Genomic DNA, 15,263 nt, shown 5'->3' with positions numbered 1-15,263 from the left:
CGGTCCCTCCTCCCTATGATGCGCACCGCCGGATTGATCCGGTCTGATTGCCGTGTGGTCGACCGGCCCCGCCAAGGGGCCGGCCACCGTAGTCTAGGGCGTGAGCCTCAGCCTTTCCACCAGCGGCGGGGCTCGACATTCTCAGCGAGGGTGTGCGGGTTGTTGCGCACCTCGTTGTAGATGTCCTGGTAGGTGTCGATGCCACCGGCCCAGTTGTTGATCCGCTCGCGCCACTGCTCCCAGAGCTGCGGCTGGAACTCGGGCGAGCACATCTCTTCGGCCTTGCGGACCTCCGCGTCGGACAGCTTGGCCACCCGCACGTTGTTCTCGGCAAAGATCGTGCCCGGCATGGGCGGATCGGTGAAGCCCACGGTGTTTACGAGGGCCGCCTCGTTGGCCGCCTGCACATGGACCTGCGTGAGATACGAGGATTCCATCACCGCATCCTGCAGCTCGCCGCTCAGACCGTCGAACGCCTTGGAGGTGATAGCCGTATGCTCGGTCCCGCAGAAGAAGCGCAGATCCACACATTGGCTGACCACCGGGGACATGTTGGCATAGGCCACAGCCGAGGCCCATGTCTCGGCGCCGTCGATCAGGCCCTGCTTGAGCCCGTCGAGGGTCTCTTCCCAGGCCACCGGCACCGGGTTCAGGCCGAGCGCCTGCATGGCGATCCGGCCCAGCTGCGTGCCCGTCACCCGGTTCTTGGTGCCGTTCAGCTGGTCGATGCTGGTGACGGTTTCCTTGTCCTGCCAGCTGAGACCCAGCTGGATCCCGCGCAGTTCTGCGTGGGTGAACAGGAACTTCAGGCCATGCCGCTTTTCGAACGGGTCGCGCAGGATCCGCTGCGATTCGGGCGAGTACATGAAGTAGTACTGGTCCGCCCGCGACCGGAACATATAGGCATAGTCCAGCACGTTCAGGTAAGGCGCACCGCCGGCCGAGTTCTGGGTCGAGGCGGCATAGAGATCGATGATCCCCTGCTGGGCCTTCTCCACGCAGGAGAGCTGACCGCAGATCTGGTTGTTCCCGATGAATTCGATGCGAATCTCACCATCGGTACGCTCTTCGAGGTCGCGGGCAAATTCGAGGCAACCCGCACGCTCGATCAGCAGGTTTTGCGGGTTGAATCCGGCTGCGCCGAACTTCAACGTGTGCTTGGCTTCCTTGGAGAAGCGCTTGTTATAGGTAGACTCAGCGGCCTTCGCGAGATTGCCAGCGGTCATGGCCCCACCAAAGGCGCCCGCCGCGAGCAGGGTCGAACTCATCCCGTAAGTCCCTGCGATTCTAAAGAAATCCCGACGTGAGACTCCTTTGATCCGATCGTAAACTCCCATTGCTTTCCTCCCGTTTTGCAACTTTTTGAGACTTTTTGTTTCAAAAAATGCTAGTTTAGTAATCGCAATTTGCATAGAGTTTTTTTCACGGACGACGGGAGGGGACGTGAAATGGAGGTGGATTATGCGATTGTGGGGGCGGGCTCTTCGGGCTGTGTGCTGGCCAATCGGCTCAGTGCGGACCCTAAGAACAGGGTCGCAATTCTCGAGGCTGGTGGGCCCGATACGAACCCCTGGATCCACATCCCCGTTGGCTATTTCAAGACGATGCACAATCCGAGCGTGGACTGGTGTTATCGCACGGAACCCGATCCCGGCCTGAACGGACGCGCCATCGACTGGCCGCGGGGCAAGGTGCTCGGCGGCTCCTCATCGCTCAACGGTCTGCTCTATGTGCGCGGCCAGAAAGAGGATTACGAGCGCTGGCGTCAAATGGGCAATACGGGCTGGGGCTGGGACGATGTTCTACCGCTCTTCCGGCGCAGCGAGGATCAGGAGCGCGGCGAGGACGCCTATCACGGCACGGGCGGTCCGCTCTCGGTGTCGAACATGCGGATCCAGCGCCCGATCTGCGACGCTTGGGTCGCAGCCGCGCAGGAGGCAGGCTACCCGTTCAATCCCGACTATAACGGCGCCACGCAAGAAGGCGTCGGGTATTTCCAGCTGACCACGCGGGATGGGCGGCGCTGCAGCTCGGCGGTGGCCTATCTCAAGCCTGCCAAGAAGCGTGAGAACCTCAACATCATCACCAACGCTCTGGTCACGCGCATTGTGCTCGACGGCAAGAAGGCGACCGGACTGCGCTATCGCGACAAGTCCGGGACCGAGCAGACCCTGACCGTCAAGCGCGAGATCATCCTCAGCGGCGGCGCGATCAACTCGCCGCAGATCCTGATGCTGTCGGGGATCGGCGATCCGGATCACCTCAAGGAGAACGGGATCGAGCCTTTGCACAGCCTGCCGGGTGTCGGGCAGGGGCTGCAGGATCACCTGCAGGCGCGGCTGGTCTACAAATGCAATGAACCGACCCTGAATGATGAGATTCGCAGCCTCTTCAATCAGGCGCGGATCGCCCTGAAATACGCGATGTTCCGCGCCGGTCCGATGACCATGGCGGCGAGCCTCGCCACCGGGTTTCTCAAGACGCGGCCAGAGGTCGAAACGCCGGACATCCAGTTCCATGTACAGCCCTGGTCCGCGGACAGCCCCGGCGAGGGGGTGCACCCTTTCTCGGCCTTCACCATGTCCGTCTGCCAGCTGCGCCCCGAAAGCCGGGGCAGCCTGCGCCTGAACGGGCCGGACCCGTCAAGCTATGTGAAGATCCATCCGAATTACCTGTCCACCGAGACGGACTGCCAGACGATCGTTGCGGGGGTGAATGTGGCGCGCAAGATTGCGGGCCATGCGCCTCTGGCTTCCAAGATCTCTGAAGAGTTCCGGCCCACCGCCGCCCTGTCGCAAGACGATTACGACGGCACGCTGGACTGGGCGCGGTCGAACTCGGTGTCGATCTATCACCCGACGGGCACCTGCGCGATGCGTTCGGGCGAGGGCGGGGTGGTCGGTGCTGATCTGCGGGTGCACGGGATCGGCAATCTGCGCGTCGCCGATTGCTCGATCATGCCGGAAATCGTCAGCGGGAACACGAATGCTCCCGCTATCATGATCGGTGAAAAGGCCAGCGACCTCGTGCTGAGCGACGCCTGAAGGTGTCGCCCGTCCGGGTCAGCTATAGCCGTGCAGCTCGAAGGTTTCGGGGTAGCCGAAGAGCGCGGCACTGCCGCCCGTATGCAGGAAGACGACGTTGTCGAGCCCTGCGAAATAGCCCTTCTTGATCTGGTCGATCAACCCGTCGAGCCCCTTGCCGGAATAGACCGGATCAAACAGCAGGCCCTCGGTCTGGGCCAGCAGCTTGACCGCCTCGATCATGCCCGCAGTGGGCAGGCCATAGCCCGGACCCACATAATCGCAATTGGCGCGCACTTGCTCCCGGTCGATCTCGAGCCCGGTACCGAGATGGTCGGCGGTCTTACAGGCGAGGTCATAGACCATCTGCTCCTGCTTTTCCTGAGGGGCGCGTACGCCGATCCCCAGGAGATGGATATCGCTCTGGAGTGCCGCGAGCCCGGTGACCAGTCCGGCCTGCGTGCCCGAGCTGCCCGTGGCATGCACCAGCGCGTCGATCGACAGGCCGATCTCGGCGGCCTGATCCGCGATCTCGCGCACGCAGTTGACATAGCCGAGCGCGCCGATCTGGTTCGACCCGCCCCCGGGGATAATGTAGGGCGTCTTGCCCTCGGCCCGCAGGGTCTCGGCCAGCGTTTCCATCTCGGCATTCATGTCCGCACCGCCCGCGCGCTTGGAGACGGTCGCCCCATGCAGCCGGTCCAGCAGGACGTTGCCGTTCAGGATATAGGCGGGGTCGTTCGAGCCGGTCCGATCCTCCAGCAGGATGTGGCAGGTCAGGCCCAGCTTGGCCGAGGCGGCCGCCGTCTGGCGGGCGTGGTTCGACTGGGTAGCGCCCTGAGTAATGATCGTGTCCGCCCCCTTCGCCTGGGCATCCGCCATCAGGTATTCCAGCTTGCGGGTCTTGTTGCCGCCCGAGGAAAGACCGGTGCAATCATCGCGCTTCACCCAGAGACGCGGTCCGCCCAGAAGCTCGCTCAGCCGGTCCATCGGCTCCAGCGCCGTGGGCAGGTGGCCGAAGCGGATGCGCGGGAATGTGGCGAGGGTCGTGGCCAGCTCCTTGCGCAGGGTTTCCTGAAAATCCGTGTCCTCTTGGGGCGTCGCTGTGGTCATGATCTCTGCCTTTTGGGTCTTTTCAGGCCAAGCATACATATGGCTGGCGCGGTTTAAGAGTGCTATCTTCGCAGTCCAGGCAAAGGGATTGTATGAGCGAGGGCAGGTCAGGATGGATATGCAATGGCTCGAGGATGTGCTCATCCTGCTGGAGGAGGGCAATATGAGCCGCGCCGCCGCGCGCCGCAACATCACCCAGCCCGCCTTTTCGCGCCGCATCCGCAGTTTCGAGACATGGCTCGGGACCGAGATCCTCGCCCGGGGCTCCAACCATATCGAGATCGACCCGGCCCTGCTCGCCAATGAAGACGAGATCCGCGCCCTGATCGAGCGGATCCGCGAGCTCAAGAGCCGTATCGCGCGCTACGACCCGGCTGGCAGCGTGGTCGAGATGGCGGCGCAGCATGCGCTGATCTCCTCGGTGTTTCCCGATATCGCGCTCCATGCCCGGCAGGTCCTGCCCGCGCTGCGGGTGCGCCTGCGCCCCGGTAACCGGAGCGAATGCGTGTCCATGTTCCTGCGCGGGGATACGGGCATGCTGCTGGCCCATGAAACGGATCTGACCGGGTCGATGCCCTTCGATGCCTCGGTCCGGCGCGAGGTCTGGGGGCGCGACCAGCTGATCCCGGTCGTGGGCGGGCAGATCCGGCACCGCCTGCGCGCGGACGGGACCGTGCCCGAGGATACCCCGGCGATTGTCTATCCGGCGCAAAGCTCCTTCGGGCAGGCGCTGAGTGCGGCGCGCTGCCCTTTTGGGACGGTCGAGCACGCCCGCCACCCGGTCTGCGAGACGGCCTTCTCCAACGGGATCCATGAGATGGTGCGCCGGGGGCTTGGGGTCGGCTGGCTGCCCCAAGCCATGTGCGTCGCCGATCTGGAGGCCGGGCGGCTTCGGGCGCTGGGCCCGGGCTATGGCCAGATCGGGTTGCAGATCACGCTCTATGCAAGGCGCGAGGATCGCAGTGCCGAACTGCTGCTGGATCAGCTCGTATCCCCACCGCGTCCGCGTCGCGAAGTTTAGGAGGCACGCAGGAAGTCGCCAAGGATCTCGTTGAAGAGATGCGGTTTCTCCAGATGGGCGGCATGGGCGCAATCGGGGATCACGGCGAGGCTGGCCCCGTCGATGGACTTCCAGAGGCGTTCGGTCTGGCTCCAGGGGTAGGTGCGATCATGATCACCCCAGACCACCAGCGTCCGGGCGTGGATGTCGGCCAGCGCGTCCTCGCCGCTCCAGTCCCGCATGGCGTCGAGCCCGGCGACGATGGATTGCAGGCTGGCGCGCTCGGCAATCGCGGCGCAGGCCTCGTAAGCCGGGCTCGCTTCGCGCTGCAGAAACCAGGTGGCCGAGATTCGGCGCGCCGTGTCCCGGGGGCCTTCTTCGCGCGCGCGCTGCTTGGAGGTGTCGATGGGCTCGAAGCGTCCGGGCAACATGCCCTTCGCCCCGGTCCCGTAGAGGACCAGCCGGTCGACCCGCTCGGGCGCCTGGGCGACCATTTCCTGAGCGATCATGCCGCCCATGGAATGCCCCATCAGGTGGAACCGATCGACCCCATCCGCGTGCAACCGCGCCAGCACCCAGCGGGCAAATCCCGCGATCTGACAGGGAGCCTCCAGATGCGCGCTCGCCCCGAAGCCCGGCAGATCAACGGCATGTACCCCCCGTTCGGGACCCAGCGCTGCGCGCTGGGCCTGCCATTGTGCGCTGCCGCCCATGAAGCCATGGACACAGACGAGTGGCGTCATTTACGTCCGCCCTGCACAATCCGGTCGAGGATCATGGCGCAGAAGAGGATCGAGAAGCCCGCGAGGATCCCCTGACCCACATTCGCGTATTGTAGCGCCTCGAGCACATCCTCGCCCAGACCCTTGGCCCCGATCAGCGAGGCCACCACGACCATCGCCAGCGAGAGCATGATCGTCTGGTTGATGCCCGCCCGGATGGAGGGGCTGGCGAGGGGCAGATCGACCTTGGTCAGCAGGTACCACTTGTTGGCGCCGAAACTGATCGCGGCCTCCCGCACGCTCTCGGGGACACCGCGCAGGCCCAGCACCGTCAGGCGCACCACGGGCGTGCCGCCGAAGATCATCGTCACGATCACCGCCGCCGGTTTGCCCACGCCGAAAAAGGCGATGACGGGGACCATGAACACAAACGCAGGCATGGTCTGCATGAAGTCCATGATCGGCTGGATGACCGCATAGAACCGGGGGCGTCGCGCCGCGAACATGCCCAGCGGGATGCCGATCACGATCGAAAGGCACGCCGCCGTGCCCAGAAGTGCGAGCGTGGTCATCGCGGCTTCCCAGAAGCCCAGAAGCCCCATGTAGAGCAGGAAGGCGCTGGAATAGATCGCCGTGCGCAATCCTGCCGTCAGCCAGGTCAGCAGGATGATCAGGCTTGCGATCACAATCCAAGGGGTTTGCACCAGGATCACCTCGAGCGCGTCGAGAAGGGCGCGGATGCCAAAGGTCAGGCCGTCAAAGAAGGCCTCGGTGTTGCGCACGGTCCAGGCGATGAAATCCTCCACCCAGGCGATCCCTGTGAGCCGGATATCGGGGTCCGTCGGGAAGGTGCTGAGAATGTTGAACCGCCCCGGAAAGCTGTAATGGACCATGGCCGTGGCGACGATGAGCCCCATGAAGATCGCACTCAGCACGATATGCTGCACCGGCAGGCCGGACCGGACGCTGCGATCGCTCAGCCATTCCGAGAACCGCGCCTCAAGCGCGGTGTTGGCCATGAGGGCCTGCGCGACCTTGGCCAGGATGAGGATGACAAGCCCGGTGAGCGCGATGCTCGGCCCCTCTGCGGCCATAGCCTCGGCCTCCGCGCGGATACCGCCGATATTGGCCTCAAGGGATTCCACCGTGCGGCGGAACGCATCCACCCTGTCCGATCCGCTCTCGATGGCGGCGGCAAGCTGTTGGCGGCGCAGCTCCAGCGTGCCCTCGATGGAGGCGATGCGCGCCATGGCATCCGCCGCGAGATCCCCGAAGAGACCGCGCGCGATCTGCACCAGGGCGAGGGTCTCGATGATCAGGAAGACCAGCGCCCAGTTCCACAGCCCCCGCGCGCCGAACCAGACCGGCCCGAACAGGCCCGCATTCACGTTGACCGTGGGCACGAACTTGGACGAGGCCCCGATCTTGTCGAACATCTCGGTGTAATAGTCGGGGTTGGTGCGGACGAAGGTGGCGATATTCGCCTTGCGCTCGGCGGCATAGGCCAGCGCGGCTTCGGATTCCGTGTCTTCGAGCGGATTGATATCGCTGTCTTTCATGATACTTCGGTCCCCTCGATCACGGTGCGCAGCAGATCCGAGCGGGTGATGATGCCCGTATCCTTGCCCTTGTCCTGCACGACGATCGGGTGATCGTCATCGATGGCAAGATTGATCAGCGTGCTGAGATTTTCGGCCTCATCGACCCGCGGCGCGTCTGCCGAAAGCGGGCCATGGGTTGCGACATGGGTCTCCAGCGGCTGCATGACCGCATGGGCATGCACCACCTTGAGCCGCGAGATCCCGGCGACGAAATCGGCCACATAGTCATCGGCCGGGTGCATCACGATGTCCTCGGCGGTGCCCATCTGGACCATCTTGCCGTCGCGCATGATCGCGATCCGGTCGCCGATCCGCACTGCCTCGTCCAGGTCATGGGTGATGAAGATCGTGGTTTTCTTGAGGATCTTCGACAGGCGGATGAACTCATCCTGCAATTGGCGCCGGATCAGCGGGTCAAGCGCCGAGAAGGGCTCGTCCATCAGCAACACGTCCGGGTTGGCGGCCAGCGCGCGGGCGAGGCCCACCCGCTGCTGCATCCCACCCGAGAGCTCATGGGCGAATTTTGCCCCCCAGGCGCCAAGCTCCACGATGTCGAGGATGGCGGCGGCCTGGCGCATGCGCTCGTTCTTGGGAACCTTGCGGATCTCCAGGGGCATGGCGACATTGTCGAGCACCGAGCGGTGGGGCATCAGCGCGAAATTCTGGAAGACCATCCCGATCTTCTGGTTGCGGAACCGCTGCAGCTCGGCCGGTCCAAGGGCCATCACATCCGTGCCCTCGATCTCGATCTTGCCCGCCGTGGGCTCGAGCAGGCGGTTGAAATGGCGCACGAGCGTGGATTTCCCACTGCCCGACAGGCCCATGATGCAGAAAATCTCGCCGCGATTGACGGACAGGCTCACATCGGCGACGCCGACCACGGCGTTGAACTCCGCCAGCACTTCGGCCTTGCCGATCCCGCGATCGCGAATGGCGGCCAGGGCGGCCTGGGCATTGGCACCGAAGATCTTCCAGACATTGGAGATTTCGATGACGGTCTCATCGGTCATGGCGCTCGTTTCCTGCTGGGGGCTCCGGGAAACGGCACCGGGATCCCGGTGCCGTTGAGAGTGTCGAGAGCTCGGATCAGAGGCCGAGCCAACCATCCACGCGGTCGGAATTGGCGTTCACCCAGGCTTCGGCCACATCGGCGGGGTTCTTGCCATTGGCGCTGATCTCGAAGGCCAGCTGGCTCACGTCATCGGCGGTCAGCTGGAAGTTGGTGAAGAACTCGGCGATGGCCGGCGAGCGATCCACGAGGGAGTTCGACCACGCGATCTGCACATCCTTCAGCGCGTCCTTGGTGGCGACCATGGACTTTTCGAACCAATCCGCGTCGTCCGAGGGCTGGACCATCACGTATTTCTCCGGATCAAAGGTCGGCTCGGTCAGCATCTTGACGTCGAACATGAACCAGACCGCGTGGGGCTTGTAGCAGTAGAAGGCATAGCCTTCGCCCTTGGCGATGGAATCCTTGATGCGTGCCGTCTTGACGCTTTCCTCGGCCCGGATCGGCTCGATGAAGTCCATCAGGCCGTAATCGCGGGTCTTCACCTCGTTCACATTGGCCGAGGCCCAGCCCGGTGCGCCGATCCACATCTCGCCCAGCCCGTTGCCGTCGCTGTCCATCAGGGCAGCCACATCCGGGCGGCCCAGATCGGCGATATCGGTGATATCATTGGCCTCGCCAAAGTCCTGGGTCACGCAGAAGCCCTGATTGCCCTGATAGGGGTTCGAGGACAGGGTCACGGTGCCCGCGTCATCCACGTATTTCTTGGTGAAGCTTTCCTGGTTCGGCAGCCAGACATCCGGATGCACGTCGATATCGCCCTTGCCCTGGTCCATGGCCTGGAAAATCGTTGCGTTGTTGCCGGGCACGTACTCGACCTGACCGCCGATCCGCGATTCCACGACCTCGCCGAGCACATAGGCAATGGCCTGTGCACCGGTCCAGGACGGCACGCCGATCTTGACCTCTTCGGCGGCAAAGGCGGGCAGGGCCAGCACACTCAGTGCGGTTGCCATACCCAGCGATTTCAATTTCAGATCCATAGTCGTCTCCTGTGTTGGGGGCCGTCGGTGGCACCGACGGGGGTGTTATCTTGGCGGGGCCGCAGCGCGTCTCGGGGTGAGGCGGCTGCGGTGGTCGGATGTCCCTTCGAGGGGACTTGTTCGTGAGTGGACCGGGCCAAGCATTTGGGACCGCATCGGCGCCCGATGCATCCGGGATGAAGTGATTTCGGCCTGAGCGGGGTGTCTCTTCATGGAAAAACACTAGAGCGGGGGTTTTGCCCGGCGCAAATTCGAACTATTCATTAAACTATTCCAGTTTTGCATAGTTTGATGCGATTTTCGGGAAAGCCTCTGAAAACATGGGGAAAACATGGATCTCAATTGGTTGCGAGATTTCGAGTGTCTGGCCCGCACACAGAACTTTACGCGGGCAGCTGATGAAAGAAGCATCACTCAATCGGCCTTTAGCCGAAGAATTAAGGCGTTGGAGAGCTGGGTCGGCTTACCTTTGGTCAATCGCGCGACATACCCGGTGGAACTGACCGAATCCGGGCATTCCTTTCTTCCGGTGGCCGTGGCGGCGGTCTCGCGCCTGTCCGAGGCGCGCCAATCCCTGCGCGATGCGGATCAGGGCGAGAACCGGTTCGTGCGCCTTTCGGTCCTGCCCACGATCTCGATCCATGTGCTCGCCGACCGGCTCGATGCGATGCAGCGGGATCTGCCCGACCTGCGCACACGGGTCATTTCCGAAAGCCTGAACACCTGCTGCGAACTGCTCGTCGAGAGCGCGGTGGACATCATGCTGTGCTACAGCCACCCCTCCGTCTCGCTCGAGATCGACGAGGCGCGGTTTGCCCGCAAGGACCTGATGGTCGAGCGCCTGATCCCGGTCGCCCTGCGCAGTCAGGTGGTCGAACATGGCTGGGATCTGGATCAGCCCGGGTCCGAGCGGCTGCCCTACCTCGCCTATGAGCGGTCGAGCTTTCTGGGCATGGTGGTCGAGGCCACGGCGGGGGGGAAGCCGCTGGTCGCCAAGACCCTCTATGTGGACGGGCTGGTCGAGGCGATCAAACGTCGGCTGATGGCGGGTTGCGGCTTCGCCTGGATGCCGGAAAGCGCGATTGCGCGCGAGCTTGAGACCGGGCAGGTCGTGCCCATCGGCGGCCCGGCCTGGGTGGCCAAGCTGACCGTGGCGGCCTTTGCCAGTCAGGTCCCGTTCGACCAGCCGGCGCAGGAAGTCTGGCGCCTGCTCTGAGCGCTCAGACCCCGGGCATGGTCAGGATGACCGAGCCTTGCCTGTGGCGCGTTTCCACCAGGGCATGGGCCGCGCGGGCTTCGGCCAGCGGAAACCGGGTGTCGATTACGGGACGCAGTTTGCCCGCCTCGACCAGCGCGGTCAGCCGGACCAGATCCTCGGCGCGGTCCGGGTTGACCTCCAGCCGGATCTTGCGGTCGCGCAGCGGGTTCTTCAGGGCCGCGCCGATCTCGGGCATCCCGAAGTTCAGCGGCAGGAACAGACCGCCCGGCTTCAGCAGTCCGAAGGCCTCGGATGGGCGGGCTGCGCCCACCGTGTCAAAGACCAGATCATACGACCCGGGCAGGTCCGCGAGACCTGTGTCGCGGTAGTTCACCACCCGATCCGCACCGAGCCCTGTGACGAAGTTCTGGCTGTCCGGGCCGCTGACCCCGGTCACCTCGGCCCCCAGCGCCTTGGCGATCTGCACCGCATAGCTGCCCACCCCGCCCGAGGCGCCCAGGATCAGCACATGCTGACCCTCGGAGAGCTGTGCGCAATCCTGCAGGAAGACGAGGGCACAGAGCCCGCCAAAGGGCAGGGCGGCCGCCTCGTCGAACCCGAGCGCTTGTGGCATGGGGGCAAGGGCGCTGTCCTCGGCCACGGCGATGACCTCGGCGCTGGCCCCGCCATTGGGTTGCATCCCATAGACCCGGTCGCCCGGGGCAAATCGTGTGACCTGTGCTCCGACGGCCTCGACGATCCCGGCGAATTCCGAGCCAAGACGCGTGTTGCGTGGCCGGGTCAGGCCGAACATCAGCCGACCGGGGATCGCCATGATGCCCGGAAAGGCCGCAGCACGCAGCCGCCAATCGGCGGTGTTCACCGCGCTGGCATGGACCCGGATCAGCACCTCGCCCGGCCCGGCCTCGGGGCGCGGCAGATCCGAGATCTCCACCACATCGGGGGCGCCATAGCGGGTATAGGTCAGAGCTTTCATCGCGGGTGTCCTTGCGTCATCGAAATCGCCCCGGTGATGGCGGACGGCGGATTGCAGGTAAAGTGGGCCGGGGTTGTGACGCTGGGTCAGTCCGACCCGCTATGCACGCCGTGCATGCAAAAGCGGCCGGGCGCAGGGCCCGACCGCCATGTGCGTCGCGACAGGGATCAGGCGAGCGGGGTTTGCACCGTCGCCCAGACCCCCAGCAACAAGAGTGCCGCCGAGATCGTGCAGGCCCCGGCCCGCACAGAGTTCCAGAAGGTCCAGCGCGGCAGGTAGGTGGCCGTCCAGAACCGCTCGGTCTCGGGTGCGCCTTCGGTCAGATCCGCCAGCGCGTTGTTCAGGGGAACGTTGCGCAGCACGGTGACCCCGAACACGCCGACCAGATAGACCAGCCCGGCCATGGCGATCAGCAGCCCGCCAGAGCCGCCCACGGTCAGCAGGGCATAGAGGGCCATGACCAGTGACAGCGGCGCGAGGCCGAGAAACAGCCCCATGAAGACCCAGCGAAACACCTCGCGATTGATCACCTGCATGGTGCCCGCCCCGGCCCCGGACAGGGCGAGGGAGCGCATGATGAAATCCGAGAAAGCGAGGAAGACACCGCCCACAAGTGCATAGGCGAGGATGGCGATCTGCATCAGAAAGAGGATGAGAAGGGACATGTCGGATACTCCTGTCTTCGGCTCAGGCGGCTTGCGCCCAGGCCCCGGCCTGCGCGGCCTTGAGGGCGAAATCCGCGAAATCGCGCGGTGGGCGTCCGAGCGCCTGCGCCACGCCATCGGTCACGCGTGCATTGCGCCCATCCAGAGTCTCGCGCGCGATGGCGGTAAAGACATCGGCCACAAAGGCCCCGCCGGTTTCGGCAATCGCCGCATGAAAATCCTCAAAGCTGATGGGGATATGCTGGATCGGGCGGCCAAGGGCCTGGGCCAGCGTGTCGGCCATCTCGGCAAAGGTCAGGAGCCGCGGACCCGTTACCTCATAGAGCTTTCCGCCATGCTGCGGCTCGGTCAGGGCCGCGACGGCCACGTCGGCAATGTCATTCACATCGATGATCGGCTCGACCACATCGCCCCCGGGCATCGGCAGCAACCCCGACAGGATCGGGTCGCGCAGATAGCCTTCGGAGAAGTTCTGCGCGAACCATGCCGAGCGGATCAAGGTGAAGTCGAGACCCGAGGCGCGCACGGCCTCTTCCCCGAGGCGGGCATGGTGTTCCCCCCGACCCGAGAGCAGGACCATCCGTCCCAGACCCGCGCTCCGGGCGGTCTCGGCGAAGGCTGCGACCTTCTCGACCGCGCCGGGGAAGGCCAGATCGGGGAAATAGGTGACATAGGCGGAGTGGACCCCGTCGAGCACCGGGGCCCATGTCTCGGGCGCGTCCCAGTCAAACGGGGTTTCGGCCGAACGCGATGCGCGCCGCACGGGCAGGCCGCGGGCATCGAGCAGCGCCGCTACGCGGGAGCCGGTTTTGCCATGTGCGCCGATCACGAGGGTGGTTTGCGAAGTCATTGTCTCTCTCCTGAGGTCTGCTGTGATGCCCTCTGGATAGACAGTCGCGGCGTCCCGGGTCTTGACCGGCCCTGCCAAGGGATTGACCGATCCGGTCAGCGCTCGCCGCGTTTGCGGAATTGGGCCGGGGTTTCGCCGCGCCAGCGCTTGAAGGCACGCGTGAAGGAGCTCTGTTCCGAAAACCCGGTGAGAAAGGCGATCTCGGACAGGGAATAGCGCTCGTCCCGCAGCAGTCCTTCGGCCAGATCGCGCCGGGTTTCCTCGGTCAGGGTCTGAAAGCTCAGCCCGTCCTCGGCGAGCCGCCGGTGGAGGGAGCGGACGCTCATGCCGAGACGGCTGGCCATGTCCTCCATCCGGGGCAGGCCCTCGCTGAGCGAGCGCGCGATGGCGTCGCGCAGCCGGTCCTGCAGGGAGGTTTTCTGGCTGAGCGCCGAGAGCTCCTGCTCCAGATGTCCGATCAGAAAGGCCGTGATCCCCTGATCGCCCAGCCGGTTCGGGCGGGCCAGCGCTTCGGCGCTGATCAGCAGGCCATCGCGGTCCGAGCCGAACCGCACCGGGCAGCCGAAAAATGCCTCGTGATGCTGCAGGGTCTTGGGGGCCGGGTGCTGGATATGCACCTCCAGCGGGCGAAAGCTGCCCGATTGCGAGACCTCGCGCGCCAGGGCGACCGAGCTCGCCAGCGTCGCCTCGTTCGACAGGCGCAGACCGAGCCGCCGCGCCCCGGCCCGGTGCAACAGGTACCAGGACCGATCCCCGTCGGGCACCAGCTCGTATTCCACGACACTGGTCCAGAGCCGGGCATAGCGCGCCACCCGCGCGTAGGAGCCTTGCAGCGTGGTCGCCGCCTTGAAGGCCAGCCCAAGCGCGCCGTATTCGTCGCAGCGCATGGACGCGCCGGTCCGCAGGGGCAGGGCGGTGATATCCATCTGCTGCGCCATCCGCTCCAGCAGGTCGTAATAGGCGGTATCGGCGATCTGAAGCTTGGGATCGACCGGCGCTGCGGCATCGATCCCCACCGAGGCGAGCAAGGCCGGGCCGTCCACAGCCTCCCCTGCGGCGGCCACCATCTTGCGCACGAAAAGAGACGTGATGGACCCCATGGAGGCCAGACTAGCCGATGGTCGGCGCGGCGTTAAGATCCTCCAGCGCCATGCAGAGCGCATCGCGAACCGCTGTGGCCGGTGCGCTGCGCGCAGGGCCATAGACCGAGATCTGCACCACGCCCGGAGACGGCAGGTTCAAATCCGCGCCAAGGTCGCGGAGCGGCGACACGAGGGCGACCCTGGGCAGAAGCGTGAGCGCGGACCCCGCCGCGAGCCGCGCACGCAGCCCGACCGGATCCGGTGCGGTGCGCAGGGCCGCCGTGATCCCGGGCTCTCGGTCCAGCGCGGCAAAGGCGTGGCGGCGCAGATCCCGGGCATCCTCGAGAAAGAGCAGGGGGAGGGGCGCATCCGCCTGCCAGTTCAGCGGCGGCGCGCCGGCCCAGACCAGATCGCAGGGCAGCGTTGCCTGCCGGTTGGGGCGCGGGCCCTGATCAAGCACCAGCGCCATGTCGATCTCGCCCCGGTCCAGCAGATCCAGCACCTCATGGCTTCGTGCGGTGCGGATCGTGACCTCGGGCGTGCTGTCGCTCTGCGCGATGCGGCGCAAGGCCTGCGGCACCAGTGAGAGCGCGAAGGTCACCGTTGTCCCGAGGCGGAGCGTCGGGCGTCGCAGCGCGGGGGCATGGGTCATCTCTTCGGCCAGGGCCAGAAGACGGCGCGCCTGCACCAGAAACGCGGCGCCCTCATCGGTGACGCTGACAGGTTTGCCCCGGCCGCGGGCCACAAGCCGCCGCCCAAGGCGCGCCTCCAGCGCGGCGATATGGGCGCTGATCGCGGATTGCACCGTATGGGTCCGCTCTGCCGCGAGCGAGAAGCTGCGGGTTTCGGCCACCGCCACGAAGCTTTCCACTTGTTTCAGATCCAGAGCCATAAAATCACTAAATGCGATTTTTATGATCCTGTAAAATCGTTTCATTTGCGGGCTCAGGGCCGTTAGTC

Annotated in this window: 14 protein-coding genes; 3 read left to right on the top strand and 11 right to left on the bottom strand. The window is 65.0% G+C overall.

Translation table 11 applies throughout. The annotated features are described in order from the left end of the window. Positions 1 to 107: 107 nt before the first annotated feature. Positions 108 to 1,337, bottom strand: a complete 1,230-nt coding sequence (locus tag ACP15I_RS14725; protein ID WP_424975676.1) for a TRAP transporter substrate-binding protein — start codon at positions 1,335 to 1,337, stop codon at positions 108 to 110. A gap of 111 nt (positions 1,338 to 1,448) precedes the next feature. On the opposite strand from ACP15I_RS14725, the gene ACP15I_RS14720 reads away from it, so the two are divergent. Next, the gene (locus tag ACP15I_RS14720; RefSeq protein WP_424975675.1) at positions 1,449 to 3,044 is read left to right on the top strand and encodes a GMC family oxidoreductase; all 1,596 of its coding nucleotides are present in this window, start codon (positions 1,449 to 1,451) and stop codon (positions 3,042 to 3,044) included. A gap of 18 nt (positions 3,045 to 3,062) precedes the next feature. Here the strand turns inward: ACP15I_RS14720 and ACP15I_RS14715 are convergent, their stop codons facing one another. Beyond that, entirely contained in the window at positions 3,063 to 4,136 is a 1,074-nt protein-coding gene (locus ACP15I_RS14715) for a D-cysteine desulfhydrase (RefSeq protein ID WP_424965287.1), read from the bottom strand. A gap of 112 nt (positions 4,137 to 4,248) precedes the next feature. Between ACP15I_RS14715 and ACP15I_RS14710 the strand changes: the two genes are divergently transcribed. Beyond that, positions 4,249 to 5,157 carry a LysR family transcriptional regulator gene (locus tag ACP15I_RS14710; protein WP_424975674.1) on the top strand — a complete coding sequence of 303 codons (909 nt, stop codon included), beginning with the start codon at positions 4,249 to 4,251 and terminating at the stop codon, positions 5,155 to 5,157. On the opposite strand, the gene ACP15I_RS14705 is transcribed toward ACP15I_RS14710, so the two are convergent. From ACP15I_RS14705 to ACP15I_RS14690, 4 genes are all read right to left on the bottom strand, one after another. Continuing rightward, positions 5,154 to 5,879, bottom strand: coding sequence for an alpha/beta fold hydrolase (locus ACP15I_RS14705; RefSeq protein ID WP_424975673.1), 726 nt, complete (start codon positions 5,877 to 5,879; stop codon positions 5,154 to 5,156). The two genes, ACP15I_RS14710 and ACP15I_RS14705, sit on opposite strands and share 4 nt — an antisense overlap. Then, the gene (locus tag ACP15I_RS14700; protein WP_424965284.1) at positions 5,876 to 7,417 is read right to left on the bottom strand and encodes an ABC transporter permease; all 1,542 of its coding nucleotides are present in this window, start codon (positions 7,415 to 7,417) and stop codon (positions 5,876 to 5,878) included. The genes ACP15I_RS14705 and ACP15I_RS14700 overlap by 4 nt, the downstream gene beginning before the upstream one ends. Then, positions 7,414 to 8,469 carry a quaternary amine ABC transporter ATP-binding protein gene (locus ACP15I_RS14695; RefSeq protein WP_424965283.1) on the bottom strand — a complete coding sequence of 352 codons (1,056 nt, stop codon included), beginning with the start codon at positions 8,467 to 8,469 and terminating at the stop codon, positions 7,414 to 7,416. The genes ACP15I_RS14700 and ACP15I_RS14695 overlap by 4 nt, the downstream gene beginning before the upstream one ends. 76 nt (positions 8,470 to 8,545) lie before the next feature. Further along, positions 8,546 to 9,511 carry a glycine betaine ABC transporter substrate-binding protein gene (locus tag ACP15I_RS14690; RefSeq protein WP_424975672.1) on the bottom strand — a complete coding sequence of 322 codons (966 nt, stop codon included), beginning with the start codon at positions 9,509 to 9,511 and terminating at the stop codon, positions 8,546 to 8,548. Positions 9,512 to 9,842: 331 nt separating this feature from the next. On the opposite strand from ACP15I_RS14690, the gene ACP15I_RS14685 reads away from it, so the two are divergent. Then, a complete protein-coding gene (locus tag ACP15I_RS14685; RefSeq protein WP_424965281.1) occupies positions 9,843 to 10,727 on the top strand; it encodes a LysR family transcriptional regulator in 885 nt (294 codons plus the stop codon). A 4-nt stretch (positions 10,728 to 10,731) separates the two neighbouring features. Here the strand turns inward: ACP15I_RS14685 and ACP15I_RS14680 are convergent, their stop codons facing one another. The 5 genes from ACP15I_RS14680 to ACP15I_RS14660 all read right to left on the bottom strand — a co-directional run bounded on the left by ACP15I_RS14680 (position 10,732) and on the right by ACP15I_RS14660 (position 15,195). Beyond that, entirely contained in the window at positions 10,732 to 11,706 is a 975-nt protein-coding gene (locus ACP15I_RS14680; RefSeq protein WP_424975671.1) for an NAD(P)-dependent alcohol dehydrogenase, read from the bottom strand. Positions 11,707 to 11,873: 167 nt separating this feature from the next. Next, entirely contained in the window at positions 11,874 to 12,371 is a 498-nt protein-coding gene (locus ACP15I_RS14675; RefSeq protein ID WP_424975670.1) for a DUF1772 domain-containing protein, read from the bottom strand. 22 nt (positions 12,372 to 12,393) lie between these two features. Next, a complete protein-coding gene (locus ACP15I_RS14670; protein ID WP_424975669.1) occupies positions 12,394 to 13,221 on the bottom strand; it encodes an NmrA family transcriptional regulator in 828 nt (275 codons plus the stop codon). A gap of 95 nt (positions 13,222 to 13,316) precedes the next feature. After that, the gene (locus tag ACP15I_RS14665) at positions 13,317 to 14,321 is read right to left on the bottom strand and encodes an AraC family transcriptional regulator (RefSeq protein ID WP_424975668.1); all 1,005 of its coding nucleotides are present in this window, start codon (positions 14,319 to 14,321) and stop codon (positions 13,317 to 13,319) included. A 10-nt stretch (positions 14,322 to 14,331) separates the two neighbouring features. Then, the gene (locus tag ACP15I_RS14660) at positions 14,332 to 15,195 is read right to left on the bottom strand and encodes a LysR family transcriptional regulator (protein ID WP_424975667.1); all 864 of its coding nucleotides are present in this window, start codon (positions 15,193 to 15,195) and stop codon (positions 14,332 to 14,334) included. Between the last annotated feature and the right edge of the window lie 68 nt (positions 15,196 to 15,263).

The sequence above is a fragment of the Dinoroseobacter sp. S124A genome, from assembly GCF_049801015.1.
GTDB lineage: Bacteria > Pseudomonadota > Alphaproteobacteria > Rhodobacterales > Rhodobacteraceae > Dinoroseobacter.
Note: the sequence above shows the minus strand (reverse complement) of the source record. Positions and strands in the feature narration are given on the sequence as shown.

Coding starts and splice junctions, on each gene's coding strand:
- ACP15I_RS14725 (WP_424975676.1), bottom strand. CDS start 1,337: ATGGGAGTTTACGATCGGATCAAAGGAGTCTCACGTCGGGATTTCTTT.
- ACP15I_RS14720 (WP_424975675.1), top strand. CDS start 1,449: ATGGAGGTGGATTATGCGATTGTGGGGGCGGGCTCTTCGGGCTGTGTG.
- ACP15I_RS14715 (WP_424965287.1), bottom strand. CDS start 4,136: ATGACCACAGCGACGCCCCAAGAGGACACGGATTTTCAGGAAACCCTG.
- ACP15I_RS14710 (WP_424975674.1), top strand. CDS start 4,249: ATGGATATGCAATGGCTCGAGGATGTGCTCATCCTGCTGGAGGAGGGC.
- ACP15I_RS14705 (WP_424975673.1), bottom strand. CDS start 5,879: ATGACGCCACTCGTCTGTGTCCATGGCTTCATGGGCGGCAGCGCACAA.
- ACP15I_RS14700 (WP_424965284.1), bottom strand. CDS start 7,417: ATGAAAGACAGCGATATCAATCCGCTCGAAGACACGGAATCCGAAGCC.
- ACP15I_RS14695 (WP_424965283.1), bottom strand. CDS start 8,469: ATGACCGATGAGACCGTCATCGAAATCTCCAATGTCTGGAAGATCTTC.
- ACP15I_RS14690 (WP_424975672.1), bottom strand. CDS start 9,511: ATGGATCTGAAATTGAAATCGCTGGGTATGGCAACCGCACTGAGTGTG.
- ACP15I_RS14685 (WP_424965281.1), top strand. CDS start 9,843: ATGGATCTCAATTGGTTGCGAGATTTCGAGTGTCTGGCCCGCACACAG.
- ACP15I_RS14680 (WP_424975671.1), bottom strand. CDS start 11,706: ATGAAAGCTCTGACCTATACCCGCTATGGCGCCCCCGATGTGGTGGAG.
- ACP15I_RS14675 (WP_424975670.1), bottom strand. CDS start 12,371: ATGTCCCTTCTCATCCTCTTTCTGATGCAGATCGCCATCCTCGCCTAT.
- ACP15I_RS14670 (WP_424975669.1), bottom strand. CDS start 13,221: ATGACTTCGCAAACCACCCTCGTGATCGGCGCACATGGCAAAACCGGC.
- ACP15I_RS14665 (WP_424975668.1), bottom strand. CDS start 14,321: ATGGGGTCCATCACGTCTCTTTTCGTGCGCAAGATGGTGGCCGCCGCA.
- ACP15I_RS14660 (WP_424975667.1), bottom strand. CDS start 15,195: ATGGCTCTGGATCTGAAACAAGTGGAAAGCTTCGTGGCGGTGGCCGAA.